Here is a 23559-nt window from a genome sequence, read left to right on the forward strand (position 1 = left end):
GTCGGCATCGACTGAGGCGTATTCGTCCGAACCGCTCGGGGAGCAATCCATGGGGGCCATTCCGACGCAACGGGAGACCGCTCCCTGTGCCTGCGGGGCGCCGGCGCATGGGCGTTCGACCGTACCCGGGGGCGCGGAACCCAGCGCGCGGACGGGCACGACGCTCCCCGGAAGCCCCCTCGCGCCCGGGTCCGCCCGCGCGCTCGTCCGGGCCGCGGCCGCCGAATGGACCGAGGCCCGTCTGCCCGGCACCGACCACCTCACCGACCGTCTCGTCGACGACGCCGTGCTCGTCGTCAGCGAACTCGTCACCAACGCCGTCGTGCACGCGGGCACCGAGGTCGTGCTGGAGTGCCGGCTGGAACAGGACGGGCGGGCCCTGGTCGTGGAGGTCGCCGACCACCACCCCTCCCGCGCGCCCCGGGACTCCGAGGCCGAAGGGCCGTACGAGACACCGGAGTACGGCCGCGGACTGCGCCTCGTCGCCACGCTCGCGGAATCCTGGGGCGTCACCTTCCGCAAGGGCACCAAGACGGTGTGGGCACGGCTGACCGCCGAGGCGTGCACGGCCGCCGGTCCGGAGGCGTACGGCGGCCGGCTCGCCCTGGAGCGCGGACTGCGCGCCGCGGAGATCCTCGCGCCCGACCCGCAGCGCGCCGAGCGCGACCGGGACTGGCTGCACCGGGGCGCCCTGTCCTTCCTCGCCGAGGCCTCCGACCTGCTCGCCGGGCAGCTCGACGAGAACCTGGTCGCCGCGCTCACGGGGCAGCTCATCGTGCCGCGGCTCGCGGACTGGTGCGCGGTGTGGCTGGAGGACGAGGCCATGGGCCGCGGCTGGGCCGACGGCACGATCGGGGCCGGCCCCCGGCTCGCGCGGGTCTGGCACGGCAGCGAGAACCGTATGGAGGAGCTGCGCCGGGCGCTGGAGAAGGACCCGCCGCACCCGGCCGACACGTTACGGTCCGGGCCCGTGCCGCACCCCTGGCCCGGCGAGGCGCTCGGGGTGCGCGACGAGCACGGCACGGCGCTCGCCTACCGCCTGATCGCGGGCGGCCGACCGCTCGGCACGCTCGTCATCGGACGGGCCGGGCTGCTGCGCTTCCCCGACGAGGTCACCGGGCTGATCGAGGACCTCAGCCGCCGGGTGGCGCTCGCCATCGGCGCGGCACGGCAGTACGCCCGCCAGGCCACCATCAGCCAGGTGCTCCAGCGCGGGCTGCTGCCCGCCGCCGTCGCGGAGATCCCCGGCGTGCGCAGCGCCCTCGTCTACGAGCCGTGCGACAAAGGCGGCCCCAGCGGCGACTTCTACGACCTCTTCCCGGCCGGCGACGGCCGCTGGTGCTTCGCCGTCGGCGACGTCCAGGGCAAGGGCCCGGAGGCCGCCGTGGTCATCGGCCTGGCCCGCCCCTGGCTGCGCCTGCTCGCGCGCGAGGGCTACCGCGTCGCCGACGTCCTCGACCGCCTCAACCGGCTGCTCCTCGACGACGCCACGGAGGCCGCGGACGCCGCCGCCCGCGCCCTGGTCAGGCCGCCCGCCCCCGGCGACGGCCCGCAGACCCGTTTTCTGTCCCTCCTCTACGGCGAGCTGACGCCCTTCGACGGGGGCATCCGCTGCGACCTCGCCTCCGCAGGACATCCGCTCCCGCTGCTGCTCGGTGCGCAGGGGGACGTCCGTGCGGCCGCGCGCCCGCAGACCCTCCTCGGGGTCGTCGAGGACGAGACGTACACCAGCGAGACCTTCGAGCTGCGGCAGGGCGACAGCCTGCTGTGCGTCACGGACGGGGTGACCGAGCGCCGCGACGGCTCCCGCATGTTCGACGACGCCGACGGGCTCGCGGACGTCCTCGCCGGGTGCGCGGGCCTGAGCGCGCAGCTGATCGCGGAGCGCATCCGGCGGCTTGTGCACGAGTTCGGAGGGAAGCCGCCGGAGGACGACCTGGCGCTGCTGGTGCTGCAGGCGGTGTGAGCGGGCGCGGGGACCGGTCCCGCCGGGGTGCTGGACAATGGAGGGCATGCCTTCCGCACTTCCCGACGGCGAGCCGGTCCCCGCCGACGGCGCCCTCCCCGTGTCCGCGCTCGCCGGGGCCGCCGACCGCCCCCTCGGGTTCTATCTGCACGTCCCGTACTGCGCGACCCGCTGCGGCTACTGCGACTTCAACACCTACACCGCCACCGAGCTGCGCGGCACGGGCGGCGTCCTCGCCTCCCGCGAGAACTACGCGGACACCCTGGTCGACGAGGTCCGCCTGGCCCGCAAGGTCCTGGGCGACGACCCGCGCGCGGTCCGCACGGTCTTCGTGGGCGGCGGCACGCCCACGCTGCTGGCCGCGGGCGATCTCGTACGGATGCTGGGCGCGATCCGCGACGAGTTCGGCCTCGCGCCGGACGCGGAGGTCACGACGGAGGCGAACCCGGAGTCGGTCGACCCGGCCTATCTGGCGGCCCTGCGCGAGGGCGGCTTCAACCGGATCTCCTTCGGCATGCAGAGCGCCAAGCAGCACGTACTGAAGATCCTGGACCGCACCCACACCCCGGGCCGACCGGAGGCGTGCGTGTCGGAGGCCCGCGCGGCCGGCTTCGAGCACGTCAACCTGGACCTGATCTACGGCACCCCGGGGGAGTCCGACGACGACTGGCGGGCGTCGCTGGAGGCGGCGATCGGCGCGGGCCCGGACCATGTGTCGGCGTACGCCCTGATCGTCGAGGAGGGCACCCAGCTGGCCCGGCGCATCCGCCGCGGCGAGATCCCGATGACGGACGACGACGCCCACGCGGACCGGTACCTGATCGCGGAGGACGTCCTGTCCGCGGCCGGCTTCGACTGGTACGAGGTCTCCAACTGGGCCACCGCTCCCGAGGCCCGCTGCCTGCACAACGAGCTGTACTGGCGCGGCGCCGACTGGTGGGGCGCGGGCCCCGGCGCGCACTCGCACGTCGGCGGGGTGCGCTGGTGGAACGTGAAGCACCCCGGCGCGTACGCGGCGGCACTCGCGCAGGGCCGATCCCCGGGTGCCGGCCGCGAGCTCCTGACGGACGAGGACCGCCGGGTGGAACGCATCCTGCTGGAGCTGCGGCTGCGGGAGGGCGTGCCGCTGGACCTGCTCCGGCCTGACGGCCTCGAGGCAGCCCGCCGCGCCCTGTCCGACGAGCTGCTGCAGAAGGCGCCGTACGAAGAGGGCCGGGCCGTGCTGACACTGCGCGGGCGGCTGCTGGCGGACGCCGTGGTCAGGGATCTGGTGGACTGAGCCGTGCTCGGCTGGATTGCGCGGCCGTGATCCTCGACGACGGGCCGAGCGGGAACGCGAGCGTGGTGCGGCCGGGGCGGCGGCAACTGCTGCCGGCGGTGCCGGTCTTCGTGATGTTCGGTGTCCTGTGCTGGTTCGGGCTGCGCTCCGTGATCGAGGGCGGCGACCCGGCCGACAGGGTTTTCCTGGCGGCCGGTCCGATCGGCGTGTGGGTGTTCCGGCGGGCCTGGCGGGAGCGTGGCGACGGCGTCGCCTTCGATGCCACCGGATTGCGGTGGCATCGGCGGGGTGAGGTGGTGCCGGTCCCCTGGGACTCCCTGGCCGGGATCGGTATCCGACGCGTGGGTTCGGGCAGAGGTGCACGGCATGTGCTGCGGCTGCATGTCCGCGACGGGAGCCCCGCGCAGAGCATCGACATCACCTTCTGCCACCTGGAGCGCGGGAGCGCCCTGCGGCGCTGGGCCCCGCGGAAGCTGCTGTCCGGGCAGGAGCCCCGGCCGTAGGAGCCGCGGGACCCCGTACCGTCAGGCCGGGGCCGTGACGAAGTCGATCAGTTCCTCGACCCGGCCGAGCAGCTCCGGCTCCAGGTCCTTGTAGGAGCCCACCCGCTTCAGGATCGCCTGCCACACCGCGCCGGTGTTCTCCGAGGGCCAGCCCAGCGCGCGGCACACACCCGTCTTCCAGTCCTGTCCGTGCGGGACGCGCGGCCAGGACCCGATGCCGAGGGCGGCCGGCTTCACCGCCTCCCAGATGTCGATGTACGGGTGTCCGACGATCAGGGCGTGCTCGCTGCTCACCGACTCGGCGATGCGCCACTCCTTCGTCCCCGGCACCAGGTGGTCGACCAGGACGCCGAGCCGGGCGTCCGCGCCGGGGTCGAACTCGGCCACGATCGACGGCAGGTCGTCGACGCCGCCCAGGTACTCCACGACCACGCCCTCGACGCGCAGGTCGTCGCCCCACACCTTCTCGACCAGTTCCGCGTCGTGCCGGCCCTCGACGTAGATGCGTCCGGCGCGCGCCATACGCGCGCGTGCGCCCGGGACGGCGACCGAACCGGATGCCGTACGGGTGGGGCGGACCGGGCCCGAGGACGGGCGTACCAGCGTCACCACCCGGCCCTCCAGCAGAAACCCGCGCGGCTCCAGCGGGAACACCCGGTGCTTGCCGAAGCGGTCCTCCAGCGTCACCGTGCCCGCCTCGCAGCGGATCACCGCGCCGCAGAAACCGGTGCCGGGCTCCTCGACCACCAGACCCGGCTCGGCCGCGACCTCCGGCACCGGCTTGGGCTTCTTCCACGGCGGGGTGAGGTCGGCGGAGTACTGGCGCATTCGGATGACGATAGGAGAACCGGCCGGGCGGCGGTCACGACACGCCGAAACGCGCCGCCAGCTCGTCCCGCTGAGCCCGCACGAACCGCGCGTCCACCACCGCTCCGTGACCGGGCACGTACAGCGCGTCCTCGCCGCCCAGCGCGAGCAGCCGGTCGAGCGCGGCCGGCCAGTGCGACGGCACGGCGTCGGAACCGGCCTGCGGCTCGCCGGACTCCTCGACCAGGTCGCCGCAGAAGACCACCTCGGGCGAGCCCGGCACCAGCACCACCAGGTCGTGGGCCGTGTGGCCCGGGCCCACGTTCGCCAGCAGGACCTGCCGGCCGCCGCCCAGGTCGAGGGTCCACTCGCCGGAGACGTGGTGCCGGGGAGCGGGCAGCGCGTCCACCGCCTCCTCGGCGGCGTGCGCGTCCAGGCCGTTGCCCACCGCGTCGGACCGCAGCTCCTCGCGCGCGTGCCGTGCCTCGAAGAGCGCGTCCATGCCCACCGCGCCGTACACCTCGGTGCCCGCGAACGCCGCCGCCCCGAAGACGTGGTCGAAGTGCGGATGCGTGAGGGCGAGATGGGTCACACGGTGGCCGGCGAGCTCCTGCGCCTCGGTGCGCAGCCGCGTGCCCTCCGCGAGGCTGGAGCCCGCGTCGACCAAGAGCGCCATGCCCTCGCCGACGACCAGCCCGGCCGTGCAGTCCCAGCGCGGAAGCCGGCAGCGCCCGACCCCGGCCGCCACCCGCTCCCACCCGAGCTCTTCCCAAGTCACCGTCATACGGCGACGCTAGCGGTACAAGCCGGTCCGGCCGGGACTGCCTTGCCCGGGGCGTACCCCACCGCCGTACACTGGGCCGGGGAACTCTGGCACTCGGACGGACAGAGTGCCAGGCGAAGCGCCCGGGGACGACTTTCTGGAGGTGTGCGCGATGCTGAGTGAACGACGGCTCCAGGTCCTGCGCGCCATCGTCCAGGACTACGTCGGCACCGAGGAGCCGGTGGGCTCCAAGGCCCTGACCGAGCGGCACGGCCTCGGAGTCTCCCCGGCCACCGTGCGCAACGACATGGCGGCCCTGGAGGACGAGGGGTACATCGCCCAGCCGCACACCAGCGCCGGGCGCATCCCGACCGACAAGGGCTACCGGCTGTTCGTCGACAAGCTCGCCGGAGTCAAGCCGATGACCGGGCCCGAGCGGCGGGCCATCCAGAACTTCCTCGACGGCGCCGTCGACCTGGACGACGTCGTGGCGCGGACCGTGCGGCTGCTCGCGCAGCTGACCCGGCAGGTCGCCGTCGTGCAGTACCCCTCGCTGACCCGCTCGACGGTGCGGCACGTGGAGCTGCTCTCGCTCGCTCCCGCGCGCGTGATGCTCGTGCTGATCACCGACACCGGCCGGGTGGAGCAGCGCATGGTCGACTGCCCGGCGCCGTTCGGGGAGGCCTCGCTGGCGGATCTGCGGGCGCGGCTGAACAGCAAGGTCGCGGGCCGCCGCTTCGCGGACGTCCCGCGACTGGTCGAGGACCTCCCCGAGGGCTTCGACGTCGAGGACCGGGGTACGGTCTCGACGGTGCTCTCCACCCTCCTGGAGACACTCGTCGAGGAGAACGAGGAGCGGCTGATGATCGGCGGCACCGCCAATCTGACCCGCTTCGGGCATGACTTCCCCCTCACCATCCGCCCCGTCCTGGAGGCGCTGGAGGAGCAGGTCGTGCTCCTCAAGTTGCTTGGAGAGGCGGGGGATTCGGGCATGACGGTGCGCATCGGGCACGAGAACGCCTATGAGGGACTCAACTCCACTTCTGTGGTGTCGGTGGGCTACGGTTCGGGCGGCGAGGCAGTCGCCAAGCTCGGCGTGGTCGGACCGACCCGCATGGACTACCCGGGAACGATGGGAGCGGTACGCGCAGTGGCACGGTACGTCGGACAGATCCTGGCGGAGTCGTAAGTGGCCACGGACTACTACGCCGTTCTAGGCGTGCGCCGCGACGCGTCGCAGGAAGAGATCAAGAAGGCCTTCCGGCGGCTCGCGCGCGAGCTGCACCCGGACGTCAATCCGGACCCGAAGACCCAGGAGCGGTTCAAGGAGATCAACGCCGCCTACGAGGTGCTGTCGGACCCGCAGAAGAAGCAGGTCTACGACCTCGGCGGCGACCCGCTCTCGCAGGCGGGCGGCGCGGGCGCGGGCGGTTTCGGCGCCGGTGGCTTCGGCAACTTCTCCGACATCATGGACGCCTTCTTCGGCACGGCGTCGCAGCGCGGTCCGCGCTCGCGCACCCGCCGCGGCCAGGACGCCATGATCCGGCTGGAGATCGAGCTCGACGAGGCGGCCTTCGGCACGACCAAGGACATCCAGGTCGACACGGCGATCGTCTGCTCCACCTGCAGCGGTGAGGGCGCGGCGCCGGGCACCACCGCCCAGACCTGCGACATGTGCCGCGGCCGCGGTGAGGTCTCGCAGGTCACCCGGTCCTTCCTGGGCCAGGTCATGACCTCGCGGCCGTGCCCGCAGTGCCAGGGCTTCGGCACCGTGGTGCCCAGCCCCTGCCCGGAGTGCGCGGGCGACGGCCGGGTCCGCTCCCGCCGTACGCTCACGGTCAAGATCCCCGCCGGTGTGGACAACGGCACCCGCATCCAGCTCGCGGGCGAGGGCGAGGTCGGCCCCGGCGGCGGCCCCGCAGGCGATCTCTACGTCGAGATCCACGAGCTGCCGCACTCGACGTTCCAGCGGCGCGGCGACGACCTGCACTGCACGGTCACGATCCCGATGACGGCGGCGTCCCTCGGCACCAAGGTCCCGCTGGAGACGCTGGACGGCATGGAGGAGGTCGACATCCGGCCCGGTACCCAGTCCGGCCAGTCGATCCCGCTGCACAGCCGGGGCGTGACGCATCTGCGGGGCGGCGGCCGCGGCGACCTCATCGTGCACGTCGAGGTCCAGACCCCCAACAAGCTCGACCCCGACCAGGAGCGCCTCCTGCGCGAACTGGCCAAGCTCCGCGGCGAGGAGCGCCCGACAGGGCAGTTCCAGCCGGGTCAGCAGGGACTGTTCTCGCGGCTGAAGGACGCCTTCAACGGACGCTGAGTCACACGCGTCACGGCCGCCCGTACGAAGGGCGCGGGCGGCCCATGTGAAGGGGACGGGTGGATTCGGACTTGTTCGGAGGACGTGACAACATGCCGTCATGTCCTCCGCGCTGACCGATCTCTTCCGTCATCCGATCGTGCAGGCCCCCATGGCGGGCGGCGTCTCCGTACCCCATCTCGCGCAGGCCGTGTCCGAGGCGGGCGGGCTGGGGTTCCTGGCCGCCGGGTACAAGACGGCCGACGGCATGTACCAGGAGATCAAGCAGCTCCGCGGGCTGACCACCCGCCCCTTCGGCGTGAACCTGTTCCTGCCGCAGCCCGACCACGCCGACCCCGGCGCGGTCGAGATCTACGCCCACCAGCTGGCCGGCGAGGCCGCCTGGTACGAGACCGAGCTCGGCGACCCGGACACCGGCCGCGACGACGGCTTCGACGCCAAGCTCGCCGTGCTGCTCGACAACCCCGTGCCGGTGGTCTCCTTCCACTTCGGTGTGCCGAGCCGCGAGGTGATCGACTCCCTGCACCGCGCCGGAACCTTCACCCTGGTCGCCGCGACGACCGCGGAGGAGGCCCTCGCGGTGGAGCGCGCCGGCGCCGACGCGGTCGTGGCGCAGGGCGTGGAGGCCGGCGGCCACCAGGGCACGCACCGGGACGGCCCGGAGAACAACGGCGCCGGTATCGGCCTGCTGTCCCTCGTCGCCCAGGTGCGCGAGACGGTGAGCATCCCTATCGTCGCCGCCGGCGGCATCATGCGCGGCGGGCAGATCGCCGGGGTGCTGGCGGCGGGCGCGAGCGCGGCCCAACTCGGCACGGCGTTCCTCGCCACCCCGGAGTCCGGCGCGAACGCCGTCCACAAGCAGGCGCTGACCAACCCCCTGTTCGTACGTACGGAGTTGACCCGTGCGTTCAGCGGCCGCCCGGCCCGCGGCCTGGTCAACCGCTTCATGCGCGAGCACGGCCCGTACGCCCCCGCCGCCTACCCGGAGGTCCACCACCTCACCGCGCCGCTGCGCAAGAAGGCCGCCGCGTCCGGCGACGCGCAGGGCATGGCGCTGTGGGCGGGCCAGGGCCACCGCATGGCGCGCGAACTTCCGGCCGGTCAGCTGGTGGAGGTCCTCGCCGCCGAGCTCGACGCGGCCGCGACAGCGTTGTCGGCCAAGGGGGACATGCGATGACCGCGCCCGTGTTCGTGATCGGTTCGCTGGAGGGCGTGACGGCCGGGACGGTCGTAGAACTGGACGGCCCCGAGGGACGGCACGCGGTGTCCGTACGGCGGCTCGAGCCCGGCGAGGGCGTGGTGCTGACGGACGGCCGGGGCCGGGGCGCGGCCGGCGCGGTGGTCCGGGCGGAGGGCAAGGACCGGCTGTTCGTCGAGCTCTCCGAGCTGCCGTTCGAGCCCGAGCCGGCGCCCCGTGTCACCGTCGTCCAGGCCCTGCCCAAGGGCGACCGCGGTGAACTGGCCGTCGAGACGATGACCGAGACCGGCGTCGACGCGATCGTCCCCTGGTCGGCCTCCCGCTGCATCACCCAGTGGAAGGGCGAGCGGGGCCTGAAGGCACTCTCGAAGTGGCGTGCCACGGCCCGCGAGGCGGGCAAGCAGTCCCGCCGACTGCGCTTCCCGGAGATCGCGGACGCGGCAACGACCAAGCAGGTTGCCGCACTTCTGGCCAAAGCCGACTTCGCCGCCGTACTGCACGAGGACCGCGCGTACACCAGCGAGCCCCTGGCGACCGCCGAACTGCCCGCCGAGGGCGAGATCGTGCTGGTCGTGGGCCCCGAAGGGGGTGTCTCCGAGCAGGAGTTGGCGCTCTTCGAGGAGGCGGGCGCGAAGGCGTACCGGCTCGGGCGTAGCGTGCTGCGTACATCGACCGCGGGTACCGCGGCGACCGCTCTACTCCTCGGCCGTACCGGCCGCTGGTCCTGAAAGCCCCAGGGGGAACATCGTGGAACTTGCCCAGGTCAGGCTTCTCGTCAGCGACTTCGCCGCCTGCTACCGCTTCTACTGCGAGGTCCTCGGCCTCAAGCCGCAGTCGGGCGCGACCGAGGGGCCGTACGAGAAGTTCAGCCCGGCCACCGGCTCGGCGGGGATCGCCCTGCAGGACCGGTCGATGATGGCCGAGGTCCTGAACGAGCTGGGCGACACGGCGACGGGCCACCGCTCCCTGCTGGTCCTGCGGGTCGACGACCTCGACACCTACTGCGAGCAGATCGCCACCCGCGGCGCGACCCTCCTGCACGGCCCGTCCCCCATGACGGAACGCATGCGGGTGGCCCACCTCAAGGACCCCGAGGGCAACTTGGTGGAGCTGCAGGAGTGGCTGCTGCTGCGCGGCTGAACCGGCGCGCACGGGCGCTTTCGTGACCGTATGCGCTCTACCGCCGGACGGCGGCTGGTGGCAGTCTGCCGTCCATGGGGGCGTTGAGGCAGATCTGGCGGCGGCCGCGGGGACGGCGGGTCGCGGCTGCGACGGCCTGTGTGGTGGCCGCCGTGGGCGGGGCCGTGGCGTGTGACCCCAATGGGCTGAACTCCGCGTCGGTGGCGTACACGACCGATCGGACCGCGACAGCGGCACTGAAGGCGCAGCACGTCGACGTGCAGTGGCTCAGCTGCACCGCCAACTACGGAAACAACAACCAGTCGTCGAGCCAGGCACCTTCGGCGAGCGCGACCACCATCGCCAACGTCGACTGCCAGGGGCAGACGAAGGACGGGCAGGACATCACCGTCACCGGCAAGGTCACGCGGACCGTCGACGGCGCCTGTGTGCGGGGTGATCTGACCGCCAAGGTCGGCAACAAGGTCTGGTTCCACGTGAGCGGGCTCGGCAACTGCAACTCGACGCCGTCGCCCGTCAACAACCCGTCCGACGGACAGCCGCCGGGCGCCACCGTCACCGTGACGGTCACCAAGACCATCTGGTGCAAGGGCGATCCGCAGTGCTGGCCCGTGGAGGGCAAGTGATCGAAAGGCCTGGTTGCGCGGGCGGCCCTTGCCTAAGGTGATCGGGTGACTCAGCCCGCCTCCCCGGCATCCGCAGCCTCCGCAGCCTCGTCGGCATATGTTCGATTCCCGCATGTGCACGGCGAGTTGGTGACCTTCGCCGCAGAGGACGACATCTGGCTCGCCCCTCTCGACGGCGGCCGGGCCTGGCGGGTCAGCACCGACGACGTGCCGGTCTCCGCGCCGCGCATCTCGTCCGACGGCACCACCGTCGCCTGGACCTCCGCCCGCGACGGCGCCCCCGAGGTGCACATCGCGCCGGTCGACGGCGGGCCGTCCAGGCGGCTGACGCACTGGGGGAGTTGGCGCACCCAGGTGCGCGGCTGGACCCCCGAGGGCCAGGTCCTGGCGATCACCACCCACGGCCAGGCCAGCCTGCGCCGCTCCTGGGCGCACACCGTCCCGCTCGACGGCGGACCGTCGACCCCGCTGCCGTACGGACCCGTCGGCGGTGTCGCCTACGGGCCGAGCACCGTGCTGCTGTCCGCGCCGATGGGGCGGGAGGCGGCCTGGTGGAAGCGCTACCGGGGCGGTACGGCCGGGAAGTTGTGGATCGATCGAGAGGGCCAGGGCGAGTTCGTACGGCTGCACGAGGACCTGGACGGGAACCTCGAGTTCCCGGTGTGGGCGGGCGAGCGCATCGCCTTCCTCTCCGACCACGAGGGTGCCGGTGCGCTTTACTCCTCCCTCGCCGACGGATCCGAGCTGCGACGGCACACCCCGGTCGACGGCTTCTACGCCCGGCACGCCGCCGGGGACGGCACCCGGGTCGTCTACGCGTCCGCCGGTGAGCTGTGGATCCTCGACGACCTGGACGGGGCCGAGCCGCGCCGGATCGACGTCCGGCTCGGCGGACAGCGCAACGACCGGCAGACCTTCCACCTGGAGGCCTCCCGCTGGTTCGGCTCCGCCGCGCCCGACCACACCGCGCGCGGCAGCGCGGTCGCCGTCCGTGGCGCCGTGCACTGGGTCACCCACCGCTCGGGCCCCGCCCGCGCGCTCGCCGCCGCACCCGGTGTACGGGCCCGGCTGCCGCGCACCTTCCGGGCGGAGGGCGAGGAGTGGGTGGTGTGGGTGACGGACGCGGAGGGCGACGACGCCCTGGAGTTCGCGCCCGCCACCGGCCTCGCGCCCGGCGCCACCCCGCGCCGGCTCGCCGCGGGACAGCTCGGCCGGGTCCTCGCTCTCGCCATGGCACCCGACGGCAGCAGGGCCGCGGTCGCCGCGCACGACGGCCGGGTGCTGCTCGTCGAGCGCGAGACCGGGGAGGTCCGCGAGGTCGACCGCAGCGACGACGGCGACGTCTCCGGGCTGGTCTTCTCACCCGACTCGGCCTGGCTCGCCTGGTCCCACCCCGGCCCGCGCCCGCTGCGCCAGCTCCGCCTCGCCAACACCACCGACCTGTCGGTCACGGAGGCGACCCCGCTCCGCTTCCAGGACTACGCACCCGCCTTCACCCTCGACGGCAAGCACCTCGCGTTCCTGTCCAACCGCTCCTTCGACCCGGTCTACGACGAGCACGTCTTCGACCTGGCCTTCGTGGTCGGCGACCGCCCGCACCTGATCACGCTGGCCGCCACGACCCCGTCGCCCTTCGGGCCGCAGCGGCACGGCCGTCCCTTCGAGGCGCCCGACAAGGACGAGACCCCCGACAGCGAGGGCGCCCCGGCCACCCGCATCGACCTGGAGGGTCTCGCCGACCGGATCGTGCCCTTCCCGGTCGAGGCCGCCCGCTACTCCAACCTGCGCGCGGCCAAGGACGGCGTGCTGTGGCTGCGCCACCCGGTGCAGGGCGTCCTCGGCTCCTCCCGGGCCACCCCGGACGACCCCGACCCGAGGACCGAGCTGGAGCGCTACGACCTCGCGCAGCACCGTCTGGAGCATCTGGCGGCCGACGCCGACCACTTCGCGGTGAGCGGCGACGGCAAGCGGGTGCTGCTGTGGACGGACGGCCGACTGAAGGTCGTGCCCAGCGACCGGCGGGCCTCGAACGACGACGACAGCGACACGAACGTCACCGTGGACCTCTCCAGGGTCCGGCAGAGCGTCGACCCGTCGGCCGAGTGGCGGCAGATGTACGAGGAGACCGGCCGCATCATGCGGGACCACTTCTGGCGGCCCGACATGAACGGCGTCGACTGGCCGGGCGTCCTCGACCGCTACCGGCCGGTGCTGGAGCGGGTCGCCACCCACGACGACCTCGTCGACCTGCTCTGGGAGGTGCAGGGCGAGCTCGGCACCTCCCACGCCTACGTCGTCCCGCGCGGCGGCCATGGCCACGGGCCCCGGCAGGGACTGCTCGGTGCGGACATCTCCCGCCACGAGGACGGCAGTTGGCGCATCGACCGCATCCTGCCCACCGAGACCTCCGACCCGGCGGCCCGCTCCCCGCTCGCCGCACCCGGCGTCGCGGTGCGGGCCGGTGACGCGATCGTGGCGGTGGGCGGCGTCCCGGTGGACCCGGTCACCGGGCCCGGCCCGCTGCTCGTCGGCACGGCAGGCAAGCCAGTCGAGCTGACCGTCTCCCCGGCCGGCGGCGGCGAGGCACGGCACGCGGTGGTCGTCCCGACGGCCGACGAGGAACCCCTGCGCTACCACGCGTGGGTGACGGACCGGCGCGCCCACGTCCACGAACGCTCCGGCGGCCGCCTCGGCTACCTCCACGTCCCCGACATGCAGGCCCCGGGCTGGGCCCAGATCCACCGCGACCTGCGTGTCGAGGTGGCGCGTGAGGGCCTGGTCGTCGACGTCCGGGAGAACCGCGGCGGCCACACCTCCCAACTCGTGGTGGAGAAGCTGGCGCGGCGCATCGTCGGCTGGGCCCTCCCCCGCGGCATGCGCGCCTACAGCTACCCGCAGGACGCGCCGCGCGGCCCGGTCGTCGCCGTGGCCAACGAGTTCTCCGGCTCCGACGGCGACATCGTCAACGCGGCGATCAAGGCCCTGGGCATCGGCCCGGTGGTCGGGACGCGGACCTGGGGCGGCGTGATCGGCATCGACAGCCGCTACCGGCTGGTCGACGGCACGCTCATCACCCAGCCCAAGTACGCGTTCTGGCTGGAAGGTTACGAGTGGGGGGTGGAGAACCGCGGCGTGGACCCGGACGTGGAGGTGATCCAGCGCCCCCAGGACCACGCGGCGGGCCGGGACACCCAGCTCGACGAGGCGATCCGCATCGCCCTCGCGGCCCTGGCGGAGACCCCCGCCAAGACACCACCGAGCCTGGACTGACACCCCTCGATACGATGCCCCCGTACGCGATCAGCCGCCTTGAGGAGAGCACATGCCAGGGGAGCCGCAGGACGACTGCCTGTTCTGCAAGATCGTCGAAGGTCATGTCCCGGCGACGATCGTGCGGGAAACGGAAACCACCGTCGCCTTCCGGGACATCAACCCCCAGGCACCCACCCACGTCCTGGTGATCCCCAAGGCGCACTATCCGAACGCCGCGGCGATCGCCGCCGCCGAACCGGTCCTCGCCGCGGACCTGCTGCGCGAGGCCCAGGAGATCGCCGACGAGGACAAGCTGGATAGCTACCGCATCGTCTTCAACACGGGCGCGGGCGCCGGCCAGACCGTCTTCCACGTGCACGCCCACGTCCTCGGCGGCCGCGGCCTGCAGTGGCCCCCCGGGTAACCAGCCGTGTCCGTACGTGAATTGGTGGTCCTCGGCACCGCCAGCCAGGTCCCCACCCGGCACCGCAACCACAACGGCTATCTGCTGCGCTGGGACGGCGAGGGCCTCCTCTTCGACCCCGGCGAGGGCACGCAGCGCCAGATGCTGCGGGCCGGGGTCGCCGCGCACGACCTGAACCGGATCTGCGTCACGCACTTCCACGGGGACCACTCGCTGGGCCTGGCCGGCGTCATCCAGCGCATCAACCTCGACCGGGTGCCGCACGAGATCAGCGCGCACTACCCGGCCTCGGGGCAGCGCTTCTTCGACCGGCTGCGGTATGCGACGGCGTACCGGGAGACGGTCGCGCTCACCGAGGCACCGGTCGACGCGGACGGCGTCCTGGCCGTCACGGGCTCGTACACCCTCGAAGCGCGCAGACTCTCCCACCCTGTCGAGTCCTACGGCTACCGCCTCGTCGAGCCCGACGGCCGCCGCATGCTCCCCGAGCGGCTGGCCGCGCACGGCATCAAGGGCCCGGACGTCGGGCGCCTCCAGCGGGAGGGCTCGTACAACGGCGTCTCCCTGGCGGACGTCAGCGAGGTCCGGCGCGGCCAGCGGTTCGCCTTCGTCATGGACACCCGGCTGTGCGACGGCGTGCACGCGCTCGCCGAGGGCTGCGACATGCTCGTCATCGAGTCGACCTTCCTCGACGAGGACACGGACCTCGCGACCGAGCACGGCCACCTCACCGCCGGGCAGGCGGCGGCCGTGGCGCGCGAGGCGGGCGTACGGCATCTGGTGCTCACGCACTTCAGCCAGCGCTACACCGGCTCGGAGGAGTTCGAGCGGCAGGCCCGGGCCGCCGGCTTCGAGGGGGAGCTGACCGTCGCGCACGATCTGCTGCGGGCACCGGTTCCGAAACGCCGGTAAAACACCCGTACGATGCTTCGATGCCCATCCCCAAAGCTGAACTGCACCTCCACATCGAAGGCACCCTGGAACCGGAGCTGGCCTTCGAGCTGGCCGCGCGCAACGGCGTCGAGCTGCCCTACGCCGACACCGGCGAGCTCCGCACGGCGTACGACTTCGAGGACCTCCAGTCCTTCCTGAACCTGTACTACGGGCTCATGGCCGTGCTGCGCACCGAGCGGGACTTCGAGGACCTCGCCAACGCCTACCTCGCCCGCGCCGCGGCGCAGGGCGTGCGGCACGCGGAGATCTTCTTCGACCCGCAGGCGCACCTGTCCCGGGGCGTGGGGATGGGCACGGTGGTGGACGGGCTGTGGCGGGCGCTGGGCAGCAGCGAGGCGAATCACGGCGTCTCGACGCGGCTCATCCTGTGCTTCCTGCGGGACGAGTCCGCCGGGTCGGCCCTGGAGACCCTGCACGCGGCGAAGCCGTACCTGGACCGGATCACCGGTGTCGGCCTGGACTCGGCCGAGGTGGGGCACCCGCCGGCGAAGTTCCGCGAGGTGTACGAGACCGCCGCGGCACTCGGTCTGCGCCGGGTGGCGCACGCCGGCGAGGAGGGCCCGCCGGAGTACGTCACCGAGGCCCTGGACGTGCTCGGCGTCGAGCGCGTGGACCACGGGCTGCGGTGCATGGAGGACCCGGCGCTGGTTGCGCGGCTGGTCCGGGACCGCATCCCGCTGACCCTGTGCCCGCTGTCCAACGTCCGGCTGCGCACGGTCGACACCCTCGCCGACCACCCGCTTCCCGCGATGCTCGACGCCGGTCTCCTGTGCACGGTCAACTCCGACGACCCGGCCTACTTCGGCGGCTACGCCGGCGACAACTTCACCGCCGTGCGCGCCACCCTGGGCCTGTCCGAGGACCGCCTGCGCGAGTTGGCCCGCAACTCCTTCGTCGCGTCCTTCCTGGAGGACGACGAGGAGCGGCGGGCCAGGTATCTCGCGGAGGTGGAGGCCTACGAGTTCTAGGCCGCGGTGGTGTCGTAGGAGCTCGGGACGGACGTCTCCACCGGGATCTCGACGACCGGGAGGGTGATCCTGCCGACGCGCAGCGCGACCGCCGTCATCGGTACGGCGATCACGAGGAGGCCGACGGCGAGGACGACGCCCATCACCGTGAAGCCGGCCTGCGCGGCGAGCACGCTGCCGGTCAGCGGGCCCGCCGCCGTCCCCAGCGAGGACGCCGAGCCGACCAGGACCGCCCACCGGCCGCGCGGGTCCAGGAGGGCGGCGAGGCCGATCACGTACGACAGCACGACCGGGTAGAGCAGGTTCCAGGCGATCTCGCCGCCCGCGAAGGACTTGAGGTCGGTGGCGGACGCGCTGAGCACGATGCAGCCGGCGATGACGGCGGTACCGGCGCCGACCGGGACGGCCCGCCCGAACCGCGGGCCGATCGCGCCCGCGACCGTCAGGCCCAGCAGCCCGGCGCCGAGCGCCACCGCGAAGACCACGCCGACGGTCGTCTCGGGCAGATGCGCCTGCGCCAGGCCGATGCGTCCGCTGACCCCCCACAGGGAGTTCTGCGCGAGGGACCAGCACAGCAGCGCGAGGGCGAGGACGAGGCCGGAACGGAAGTGGGGGAGACGGGGGCCGTCCAGGGCGGACCGCTGGGCGGCCGTCCGCAGCGGCAGGCGGCCGGTGAGCGGCCAGACCACGAGCGCGGTGAGGGCGATCGCGGCCAGCGGCTGGCCGTGGCCCGCACCGAGGTGGGGCACGGTCAGATAGACGGCGCCCGCGAGCGCGGAGACGCCGAGCAGGCCGACCGTGGTGGTGCGGTGCGGGTCGGGCTGGGCGGCGATCCCGGTGGCGGCCACGGTCGTGGCCGTACCGGAGCCGAAGCCGCCGACCAGCGCGCCGAGGACGACGGCCGGGACGGCGTGGGTCAGCGCGGCGGTGCCGTAGCCGAGCACGGCGAGTGTGAGTCCGATCCGGGCCAGGGTCCTGGCCCCGATCCGTTCGACGCGCGAGGCCAGCAGGAAGCCGGCCGACGCGGAACTCAGCAGCAGCACGCTGCCGACGGCACCCGCCTGTGTGGCGGTCAGTGGCAGCCCCGAATCCAGTCGGCCCACGGTGGTGGGCAGCAGGTAGGGGGCGAGGTAGCCGGCCGTGAAAAGGGCGACGAGGGGCCAGGGGATGGTGGTGCGAGGGGCGAACACGGGCGTTCCCAGGGCATGCGAAAGGAGCGGCACAAGAAAGGGGTTTTGGGGCGCAGGCCGTCGACGGACAGGAACGCGCGAGCAAGTTGTATCAAGCACGCGGTTTGCGAAAGAAGCCCAGGGGGTGTGATGTGGCACACGTTCTGTTTGGGGTGCCTGAGGTCGGGTAAACGCGCGGCCCGCATCGGGTGAACAAGCGCCCCTTCGCCCGCGGCGGAAGCGCGGCTAACGCCAGTGCGCCGAGCCCCCCGCACCAGGTGCGCCCGACTCGATCTTCAGCCGGATCTCCCGCATCACCGCGACGATCCGCTCCTGGTGTTCGGGCGTCAGCCGGGCCACCGGGACCGAGCAGCTGATGGCGTCCTGCGCGGGAGTCTCGTAGCGGAGCGCGAAGCCGAAGCCGACGATGCCGGCGACGCCCTCCTCGCGGTCGATCGAGTAGCCGCGGGCGCGGATCTCGGCGAGATCGGCGGCGAGGGCCTCCCTGCCGGTGTGCGTGTTCGAGGTCATCGCCTCGTACGGCCCCTCGGGCAGTTCCTCGTCGCCCCGCTCGGCCAGCAGCGCCTTGCCCAGCGCGCCGACGTGGGCCGGCAGCCGGCGGCCGACCCGGCTGATGGTGCGCAGGTACTCGTGCGACTCCCGGGTCGCCAGGTACGCCACGTCCCGGCCGTCCAGCCGCCCCAGGTGGATCGTCTCGCCCAGGGCGTCGGACGCCTCGTCGAGATACGGCCGCACGATGCGCACGCGCGGGTCGGAGTCCAGGTAGCTGGTGCCGGTGAGCAGGGCGTGGATGCCGATGCCGTAGAGCGACCCGGTGATGTCCGTGCGCACCCAGCCCCGGCCGATCAGGGTCTGCAGCAGTGCGTACATCGAGCTGCGCGGAACGCCCAGCTCGTCCGCCAGCTCCTGCAGCCGCGCGGGCCGGTCGCCGCGCGCAGCGAGCAGTTCCAGCAGCTCGACCGTCCGTGCGGCCGACTTCACCTCGCGGACGCCGCCATCTGTCTCCGACATGGGCCGATGGTAATCGGCCGGCACCGGACCGTTGACGCCCGCTGTTCGCATACCTAAGCTCTGTCTTCATACATAGACAACATCTACATGGGGAGATGCTGTGACTGGGACGGAGACAGCAGCGCAGAGGCTGCGGAACGGGATGGCGAAAGGGGTGCTCTCCTTCCCGCTGACCTCGTTCCACGAGGACGGCTCGCTCGACCCGGAGAGCTGCCGCACCCATGTCGCGGCCCAGCTCGAAACCGCGCCCGGCGCCGTCTTCCCGGCCTGCGGCACCGGCGAGTTCTTCTCGCTGGACGAGGACGAGTACCGGCAGGTCGTGACCATCGCGGTCGAGGAGGCGGGCGGCCGCGTGCCCGTCGTCGCCGGAATCGGCTACGGCTGGGCGCAGGCCGTACGGTTCGCGCGCATCGCGGAGGAGGCCGGCGCCGACGCGCTCCTCGTCCTGCCGCACTACCTGGTCGCCGCCCCGCAGGACGGCCTGGTCGCCCAGCTGGAACAGATCGCGGCCCGCACCCGGCTGCCGCTCATCGCCTACCAGCGCGGCCAAGTCGCCTTCACCGCCGACTCGTTGCGGCGCATCGCCCGGATCCCGAACGTCATCGGCCTCAAGGACGGGCACAGCGACCTCGACCGCCTCCAGCGCCTCACCCTCGCCGCACCGGAAGACTTCCTGTTCTTCAACGGCGCCTCCACCGCGGAGATCCAGGCCCGCGCCTACGCCACCGTCGGCGTTGCCGCCTACTCCTCCGCCGTGCACGCCTTCGCCCCGGAGATCGCGAACGCCTTCTTCACGGCGCTGCAGAAGGAGGACCTGGCCACGGTCGAGACGTTGCTGCGCGACTTCTACGTCCCGCTCGTCGAACTCCGCGACCGCGTACCGGGATACGCCGTGTCGCTGGTGAAGGCGGCGGCCCGGCTGCGCGGCCGCCCCGTCGGCCCCGTGCGCGCCCCGCTCACCGACCCCTCGGCCGCCGACCTGGCGGACCTCAAGACCCTCCTGACCACCGGACTCGACCTCGTAGGAGCCTCCCTGTGAACCTCACCATCACCGACGTACGGCTGACGCCGATCCTGGTCGCGGACCCGCCGCTGCTCAACACGCAGGGCGTGCACCAGCCGTACACCCCGCGGCTCATCGTGGAGGTGGTGACGGCCGACGGGATCACCGGTGTGGGCGAGACGTACGGCGACACCAAGTACCTGGAGCTGGCGCGGCCGTTCGCGCAGAGGCTGATCGGCCGTCAGGTCGGCGACCTGAACGGGCTGTTCACGGTCGCCGACGAGGTCGCCGTGGACTCCGCGCGGGTCGAGAACCAGGTCGACGTCGGCGGGCTGCGCGGCGTGCAGACCGCCGACAAGCTGCGGCTGTCCGTCGTCTCCGGCTTCGAGGTCGCCTGCCTCGACGCCCTCGGCAAGGCGCTCGGCCTGCCCGTGCACGCGCTGCTCGGCGGCAAGGTGCGCGACGCGGTCGAGTACAGCGCCTACCTCTTCTACAAGTGGGCCGGCCACCCCGAGGGCGTGGCCTGCGAGAAGGACGACTGGGGAGCCGCGGTCGACCCGGCCGGGGTCGTCGAGCAGGCCCGGCTGTTCACGGAGCGGTACGGGTTCCGGTCGTTCAAGCTCAAGGGCGGTGTCTTCCCGCCGGACGAGGAGATCGCCGCGATCCGGGCGCTGGCCGAGGCGTTCCCCGGGCACCCGCTGCGCCTGGACCCCAACGGCGCCTGGTCCGTTGCGACTTCGCTGAAGGTGGCCGCGGAAATCGGCGACGTCCTCGAGTACCTGGAGGACCCGGCGCTCGGCACCCCCGCGATGGCCGAGGTGGCCGCCGCCACGGGAGTGCCGCTGGCCACCAACATGTGCGTGACGACGTTCGCCGAGATCCAGGAGGCGTTCACCAAGGGCGCCGTCCAGGTCGTCCTCTCCGACCACCACTACTGGGGCGGACTGCGCAACACCCAGCAACTCGCCGCCGTCTGCCGCACCTTCGGCGTCGGCGTCTCCATGCACTCCAACACCCACCTGGGGATCAGCCTGGCCGCGATGACCCATGTCGCGTCCACCGTCCCCGGCCTCCACCACGCCTGCGACTCCCACTACCCCTGGCAGTCGGAGGACGTGCTCACCGAGCGGCTGACCTTCGTCGACGGCAAGGTCACCGTCTCCGACGCGCCGGGCCTCGGCGTCGAACTCGACCGCGAGAAGGTGCAGTTGCTGCATCAGCGGTGGCTCGAGGACGACGGCGCCCTGCGCGAGCGCGACGACGCGGCGGCCATGCGCGTCGCGGACCCCGAGTGGGTCACCCCGGCCGTCCCCCGCTGGTGACGTCGGCCGGCAACTCCCCTTCCCCTGCCCACGATCGGAGCCGCTCGTGTCAGCAGCAGTACCCGAACTCCACCCGCCGGCGGTCGAGTCCGCCATCCGCAAGATCTTCCGCCGTGTGGTCCCGCTGTTCTTCGTGATGTTCGTCGCGAACTACATGGACCGCGTCAACCTCGGCTTCGCGCAGGACCAGCTGCGCGCCGACGTGGGGCTGTCGGCGGCCGCGTTCGGTCTCGGCGCCGGGATCTTCTTCATCGCGTACGCCATCTTCGAAATCCCCTCCAACATGCTGATGGAGCGCTTCGGGCCCAAGGTCTGGCTGACCCGGATCATGATCAGCTGGGGTGTGGTGGCGACGGCGATGGCCTTCGTGAACAGCCCCGGCACGTTCTACGCCCTGCGCTTTCTGCTCGGCGTCGCGGAGGCGGGCTTCTTCCCGGCCGTCATCTACTACTTCTCCCGCTGGCTGCCCGACTCCCACCGCGGCCGGGCCACCTCGATCTTCCTGATGGGTTCCGGTACGGCGACGGTGATCGTCGGCCCGATCTCCGGCGCGCTCCTCGAAATGCACGGCATCTGGGGCCACTCCGGCTGGCAGTGGATGTTCTTCGCCGAGGGCGTCTTCTCGATCGTGCTCGGGTTCGTCGTCTTCCGCTTCCTCGACTCGGGCGTGGAGAACGCGCGCTGGCTGACGGAGGAGGAGAAGCGGGAGCTGGTGGCGGTCATCGACGCCGAGCAGACCGTCCGTGACGAGCAGCGCGGCACCGGGACCCACGTCTCGCGCTGGAAGCTGCTCGCCGACCCGCAGATGCTGCTCTTCCTCTGGATCTACTTCGCGATCAACGTCGCCCTGTACGCCGTGACGTTCTGGCTGCCGTCGATCGTGGACGACATCGGCGGGCTGAGCGACTTCCAAGTCGGTCTGCTGACGGCGGTGCCGTGGCTGTGCGCGATCATCGCGGTCTACGTCGCCGGGCGGATCTCCGACCGTATCGGCAAGCGGCGCCCGGTCCTGATCGCCCTGCTCGTCCTCGGTGGCTGCGGCACCCTGCTCGCGGTGTTCGTCTCGCCCTGGGTGAGCCTGGGCGCCCTGTGCCTGGCCGCCATGGGCTTCAAGCCGGCCTCCCCGATCTTCTGGACGATCCCCCAGAGCTACCTGGACGCACGGGCGGCGGCTCCCGGCATCGCCCTCGTCAACTCCATCGGAAACCTCGGCGGTTTCGTGGCCCCGACGGCCTTCGGCATCATCGAGGACACCACGGGTTCCACGAAGGCCGGACTGGTGGGCCTGACGGTCGTCGGCTTCCTGGCCGCCCTGAGCGTGCTGCTGGTACGCGGCGGCGGCCGCAACGACCGCGCCCGTACACGCACGGCACCTCCCGTGGCGGCGGCCCCGGCACCGAAGGCGACCCCGGGGGCGGCGCGTACGGGGCAGTTGGGGGGCAGCGCGGCCTGAGAGGACCGGGCGAGCGCGGCGAGCCGGGGGCGGGCGGCGGTTTCCGGTCGTCCGGTGTGCCCCCCGGCGGCGCGTACGGCGTCCGCGGGGGCCGGGGGCCGCCCGCGCGGCGCACCCGGGATCTGCTGCGGTCCGAGCGGGCGGAGCCGGACACGGGAGCGGCGGCGCGCTGTCGGTGGGGTGGTGCACACTGGCCTGATCCGCACCATGTCAGGGAGTGCACCGTGATCACGCCCACCGGGAAGGGACCGTCGCCCATCACCGAAGGACCGCAGTGCCAGGCCGAGGTCGACCCCCTGGCCGTGCTGCGCAGTCCGGACGATCCGCCCTGGGACGTCTATCTCACCGGCACCGTCTTCCTCGACATCATCTTCACCGGGCTCGACTCCGCCCCGGTGCGCGGGACGGAGTCCTGGGCGCGCGGGATGGGGTCGAGCCCCGGCGGCGTGGCGAACATGGCCACCGCACTGGCCCGCCTCGGCCTGAGGACATCGCTCGCCGCGGCCTTCGGCGACGACCACTACGGCGAGTACTGCTGGGACGCGCTGGAGCAGGGCGAGCACATCGACCTCGCGACGTCCCGCACCGTCCCCGGCTGGCACTCCCCGGTCACCGTCTCCATGGCGTACGAGGGCGAGCGCACGATGGTCTCCCACGGCCACGAACCGCCCTTCGAGGCCGTGCACGACCAGGCCGGCAGCCACGACCGCACGCCCCGCGCCCGTGCCGCCATCGCCGCCCTCACCCCCGGCAGAAGCGCCGCCTGGATCGCCGAGGCCGCCGCCCACGGCACCCGCATCTTCGCCGACGTCGGCTGGGACGACACCGGCGCCTGGGACCTCGCGGGCCTGCCCGACCTCGAACACTGCGAGGCCTTCCTGCCGAACGCGGAGGAGGCGATGCGGTACACCGGCGCGGCCTGCCCCCGCGCCGCCGCCCACGCCCTCACCGAACACGTACCGCTCGCGGTGGTCACCCTCGGCGCCGAGGGCGCGTACGCCGTGGACCGCCGCACCGGCGAGACCGCCGAGGTCCCCGCCATCGCGGTGGAGGCCCTGGACCCGACCGGCGCCGGCGACGTCTTCGTGGCCGGCTTCGTCACCGGCACGCTCGCCGGCTGGCCGCTCGCCGACCGCCTCGCCTTCGCGGGCCTCACGGCGGCCCTGTCGGTGCAGGAGTTCGGCGGCTCCCTGTCCGCGCCGGGCTGGTCCGAGATCGGCGCCTGGTGGCGCAAGGTGCAGTCGGTGCGCGGCCAGGACCCGGCCGCCCTGCGCCGGTACGCGTTCCTGCAGCGGCTCGTGCCGGAGCGGGAGGCACGGCCGTGGCCGCTGCGCCGGGCCGTGCCGACGATCGGTTTCCGGTCGGCGTAGCGGG

21 protein-coding genes are annotated in these 23559 nt (G+C 72.8%); 17 read left to right on the plus strand and 4 right to left on the minus strand.

Annotated elements, in window-relative coordinates:
- The first annotated feature begins 49 nt into the window (after nucleotides 1-49).
- The 3 genes from ACGFYN_RS06875 to ACGFYN_RS06885 are packed head-to-tail and all read left to right on the plus strand — an operon-like array spanning nucleotide 50 to nucleotide 3748.
- On the plus strand, nucleotides 50-1966 hold the full coding sequence (locus ACGFYN_RS06875) for a SpoIIE family protein phosphatase (protein ID WP_393864682.1): 1917 nt from the start codon (nucleotides 50-52) through the stop codon (nucleotides 1964-1966).
- A gap of 46 nt (nucleotides 1967-2012) precedes the next feature.
- Complete coding sequence (gene hemW / locus ACGFYN_RS06880) at nucleotides 2013-3245, plus strand: radical SAM family heme chaperone HemW (RefSeq protein ID WP_393864683.1); 1233 nt, start codon at nucleotides 2013-2015, stop codon at nucleotides 3243-3245.
- 26 nt (nucleotides 3246-3271) lie between these two features.
- Entirely contained in the window at nucleotides 3272-3748 is a 477-nt protein-coding gene (locus ACGFYN_RS06885; protein ID WP_393864684.1) for a hypothetical protein, read from the plus strand.
- A gap of 21 nt (nucleotides 3749-3769) precedes the next feature.
- Here ACGFYN_RS06885 and ACGFYN_RS06890 read toward each other — a convergent pair whose 3' ends face one another.
- A complete protein-coding gene (locus tag ACGFYN_RS06890) occupies nucleotides 3770-4576 on the minus strand; it encodes a DUF3097 domain-containing protein (protein WP_393864685.1) in 807 nt (268 codons plus the stop codon).
- Between the two features lie 34 nt (nucleotides 4577-4610).
- Nucleotides 4611-5339, minus strand: a complete 729-nt coding sequence (locus ACGFYN_RS06895) for an MBL fold metallo-hydrolase (protein WP_393864686.1) — start codon at nucleotides 5337-5339, stop codon at nucleotides 4611-4613.
- Nucleotides 5340-5490: 151 nt separating this feature from the next.
- Here ACGFYN_RS06895 and hrcA point away from each other — a divergent pair, with 151 nt between their 5' ends.
- The 10 genes from hrcA to ACGFYN_RS06945 all read left to right on the plus strand — a co-directional run bounded on the left by hrcA (nucleotide 5491) and on the right by ACGFYN_RS06945 (nucleotide 16206).
- The gene (gene hrcA, locus ACGFYN_RS06900; RefSeq protein ID WP_393864687.1) at nucleotides 5491-6507 is read left to right on the plus strand and encodes a heat-inducible transcriptional repressor HrcA; all 1017 of its coding nucleotides are present in this window, start codon (nucleotides 5491-5493) and stop codon (nucleotides 6505-6507) included.
- Nucleotides 6508-7644, plus strand: a complete 1137-nt coding sequence (gene dnaJ / locus ACGFYN_RS06905; protein WP_393864688.1) for a molecular chaperone DnaJ — start codon at nucleotides 6508-6510, stop codon at nucleotides 7642-7644.
- Between the two features lie 100 nt (nucleotides 7645-7744).
- Nucleotides 7745-8821: a nitronate monooxygenase gene (locus tag ACGFYN_RS06910; RefSeq protein ID WP_393864689.1), complete on the plus strand. Its 1077-nt coding sequence runs from the start codon at nucleotides 7745-7747 to the stop codon at nucleotides 8819-8821.
- The gene (locus ACGFYN_RS06915; protein WP_393864690.1) at nucleotides 8818-9570 is read left to right on the plus strand and encodes a 16S rRNA (uracil(1498)-N(3))-methyltransferase; all 753 of its coding nucleotides are present in this window, start codon (nucleotides 8818-8820) and stop codon (nucleotides 9568-9570) included. Before ACGFYN_RS06910 ends, ACGFYN_RS06915 begins: the two co-directional genes overlap by 4 nt.
- 19 nt (nucleotides 9571-9589) lie before the next feature.
- On the plus strand, nucleotides 9590-9982 hold the full coding sequence (locus tag ACGFYN_RS06920) for a VOC family protein (RefSeq protein ID WP_393864691.1): 393 nt from the start codon (nucleotides 9590-9592) through the stop codon (nucleotides 9980-9982).
- 74 nt (nucleotides 9983-10056) lie between these two features.
- Complete coding sequence (locus ACGFYN_RS06925) at nucleotides 10057-10608, plus strand: hypothetical protein (protein WP_393864692.1); 552 nt, start codon at nucleotides 10057-10059, stop codon at nucleotides 10606-10608.
- Between the two features lie 45 nt (nucleotides 10609-10653).
- A complete protein-coding gene (locus ACGFYN_RS06930; RefSeq protein WP_393864693.1) occupies nucleotides 10654-13878 on the plus strand; it encodes a S41 family peptidase in 3225 nt (1074 codons plus the stop codon).
- Between the two features lie 52 nt (nucleotides 13879-13930).
- Nucleotides 13931-14284 (plus strand): histidine triad nucleotide-binding protein, encoded by a 354-nt coding sequence (locus ACGFYN_RS06935; RefSeq protein WP_393864694.1) that lies wholly within the window; start codon nucleotides 13931-13933, stop codon nucleotides 14282-14284.
- Nucleotides 14285-14290: 6 nt separating this feature from the next.
- Nucleotides 14291-15196 (plus strand): ribonuclease Z, encoded by a 906-nt coding sequence (locus ACGFYN_RS06940; RefSeq protein WP_393864695.1) that lies wholly within the window; start codon nucleotides 14291-14293, stop codon nucleotides 15194-15196.
- A 20-nt stretch (nucleotides 15197-15216) separates the two neighbouring features.
- On the plus strand, nucleotides 15217-16206 hold the full coding sequence (locus ACGFYN_RS06945) for an adenosine deaminase (protein WP_393864696.1): 990 nt from the start codon (nucleotides 15217-15219) through the stop codon (nucleotides 16204-16206).
- Here ACGFYN_RS06945 and ACGFYN_RS06950 read toward each other — a convergent pair.
- Complete coding sequence (locus tag ACGFYN_RS06950) at nucleotides 16203-17396, minus strand: MFS transporter (protein ID WP_393864697.1); 1194 nt, start codon at nucleotides 17394-17396, stop codon at nucleotides 16203-16205. The genes ACGFYN_RS06945 and ACGFYN_RS06950 overlap by 4 nt on opposite strands.
- Before the next feature lie 225 nt (nucleotides 17397-17621).
- The gene (locus ACGFYN_RS06955) at nucleotides 17622-18407 is read right to left on the minus strand and encodes an IclR family transcriptional regulator (RefSeq protein ID WP_393864698.1); all 786 of its coding nucleotides are present in this window, start codon (nucleotides 18405-18407) and stop codon (nucleotides 17622-17624) included.
- A 142-nt stretch (nucleotides 18408-18549) separates the two neighbouring features.
- On the opposite strand from ACGFYN_RS06955, the gene ACGFYN_RS06960 reads away from it, so the two are divergent.
- From ACGFYN_RS06960 to ACGFYN_RS06975, 4 genes are all read left to right on the plus strand, one after another.
- A complete protein-coding gene (locus tag ACGFYN_RS06960) occupies nucleotides 18550-19446 on the plus strand; it encodes a 5-dehydro-4-deoxyglucarate dehydratase (protein WP_393864699.1) in 897 nt (298 codons plus the stop codon).
- Nucleotides 19443-20732 (plus strand): glucarate dehydratase family protein, encoded by a 1290-nt coding sequence (locus ACGFYN_RS06965; RefSeq protein ID WP_393864700.1) that lies wholly within the window; start codon nucleotides 19443-19445, stop codon nucleotides 20730-20732. The genes ACGFYN_RS06960 and ACGFYN_RS06965 overlap by 4 nt, the downstream gene beginning before the upstream one ends.
- Nucleotides 20733-20778: 46 nt before the next feature.
- Nucleotides 20779-22185, plus strand: coding sequence for an MFS transporter (locus ACGFYN_RS06970; RefSeq protein ID WP_393864701.1), 1407 nt, complete (start codon nucleotides 20779-20781; stop codon nucleotides 22183-22185).
- A 224-nt stretch (nucleotides 22186-22409) separates the two neighbouring features.
- Nucleotides 22410-23555 (plus strand): carbohydrate kinase family protein, encoded by a 1146-nt coding sequence (locus ACGFYN_RS06975; protein ID WP_393864702.1) that lies wholly within the window; start codon nucleotides 22410-22412, stop codon nucleotides 23553-23555.
- Nucleotides 23556-23559 lie beyond the last annotated feature (4 nt).

This window comes from Streptomyces sp. NPDC048419, assembly GCF_043200415.1.
Taxonomy (GTDB): domain Bacteria; phylum Actinomycetota; class Actinomycetes; order Streptomycetales; family Streptomycetaceae; genus Streptomyces.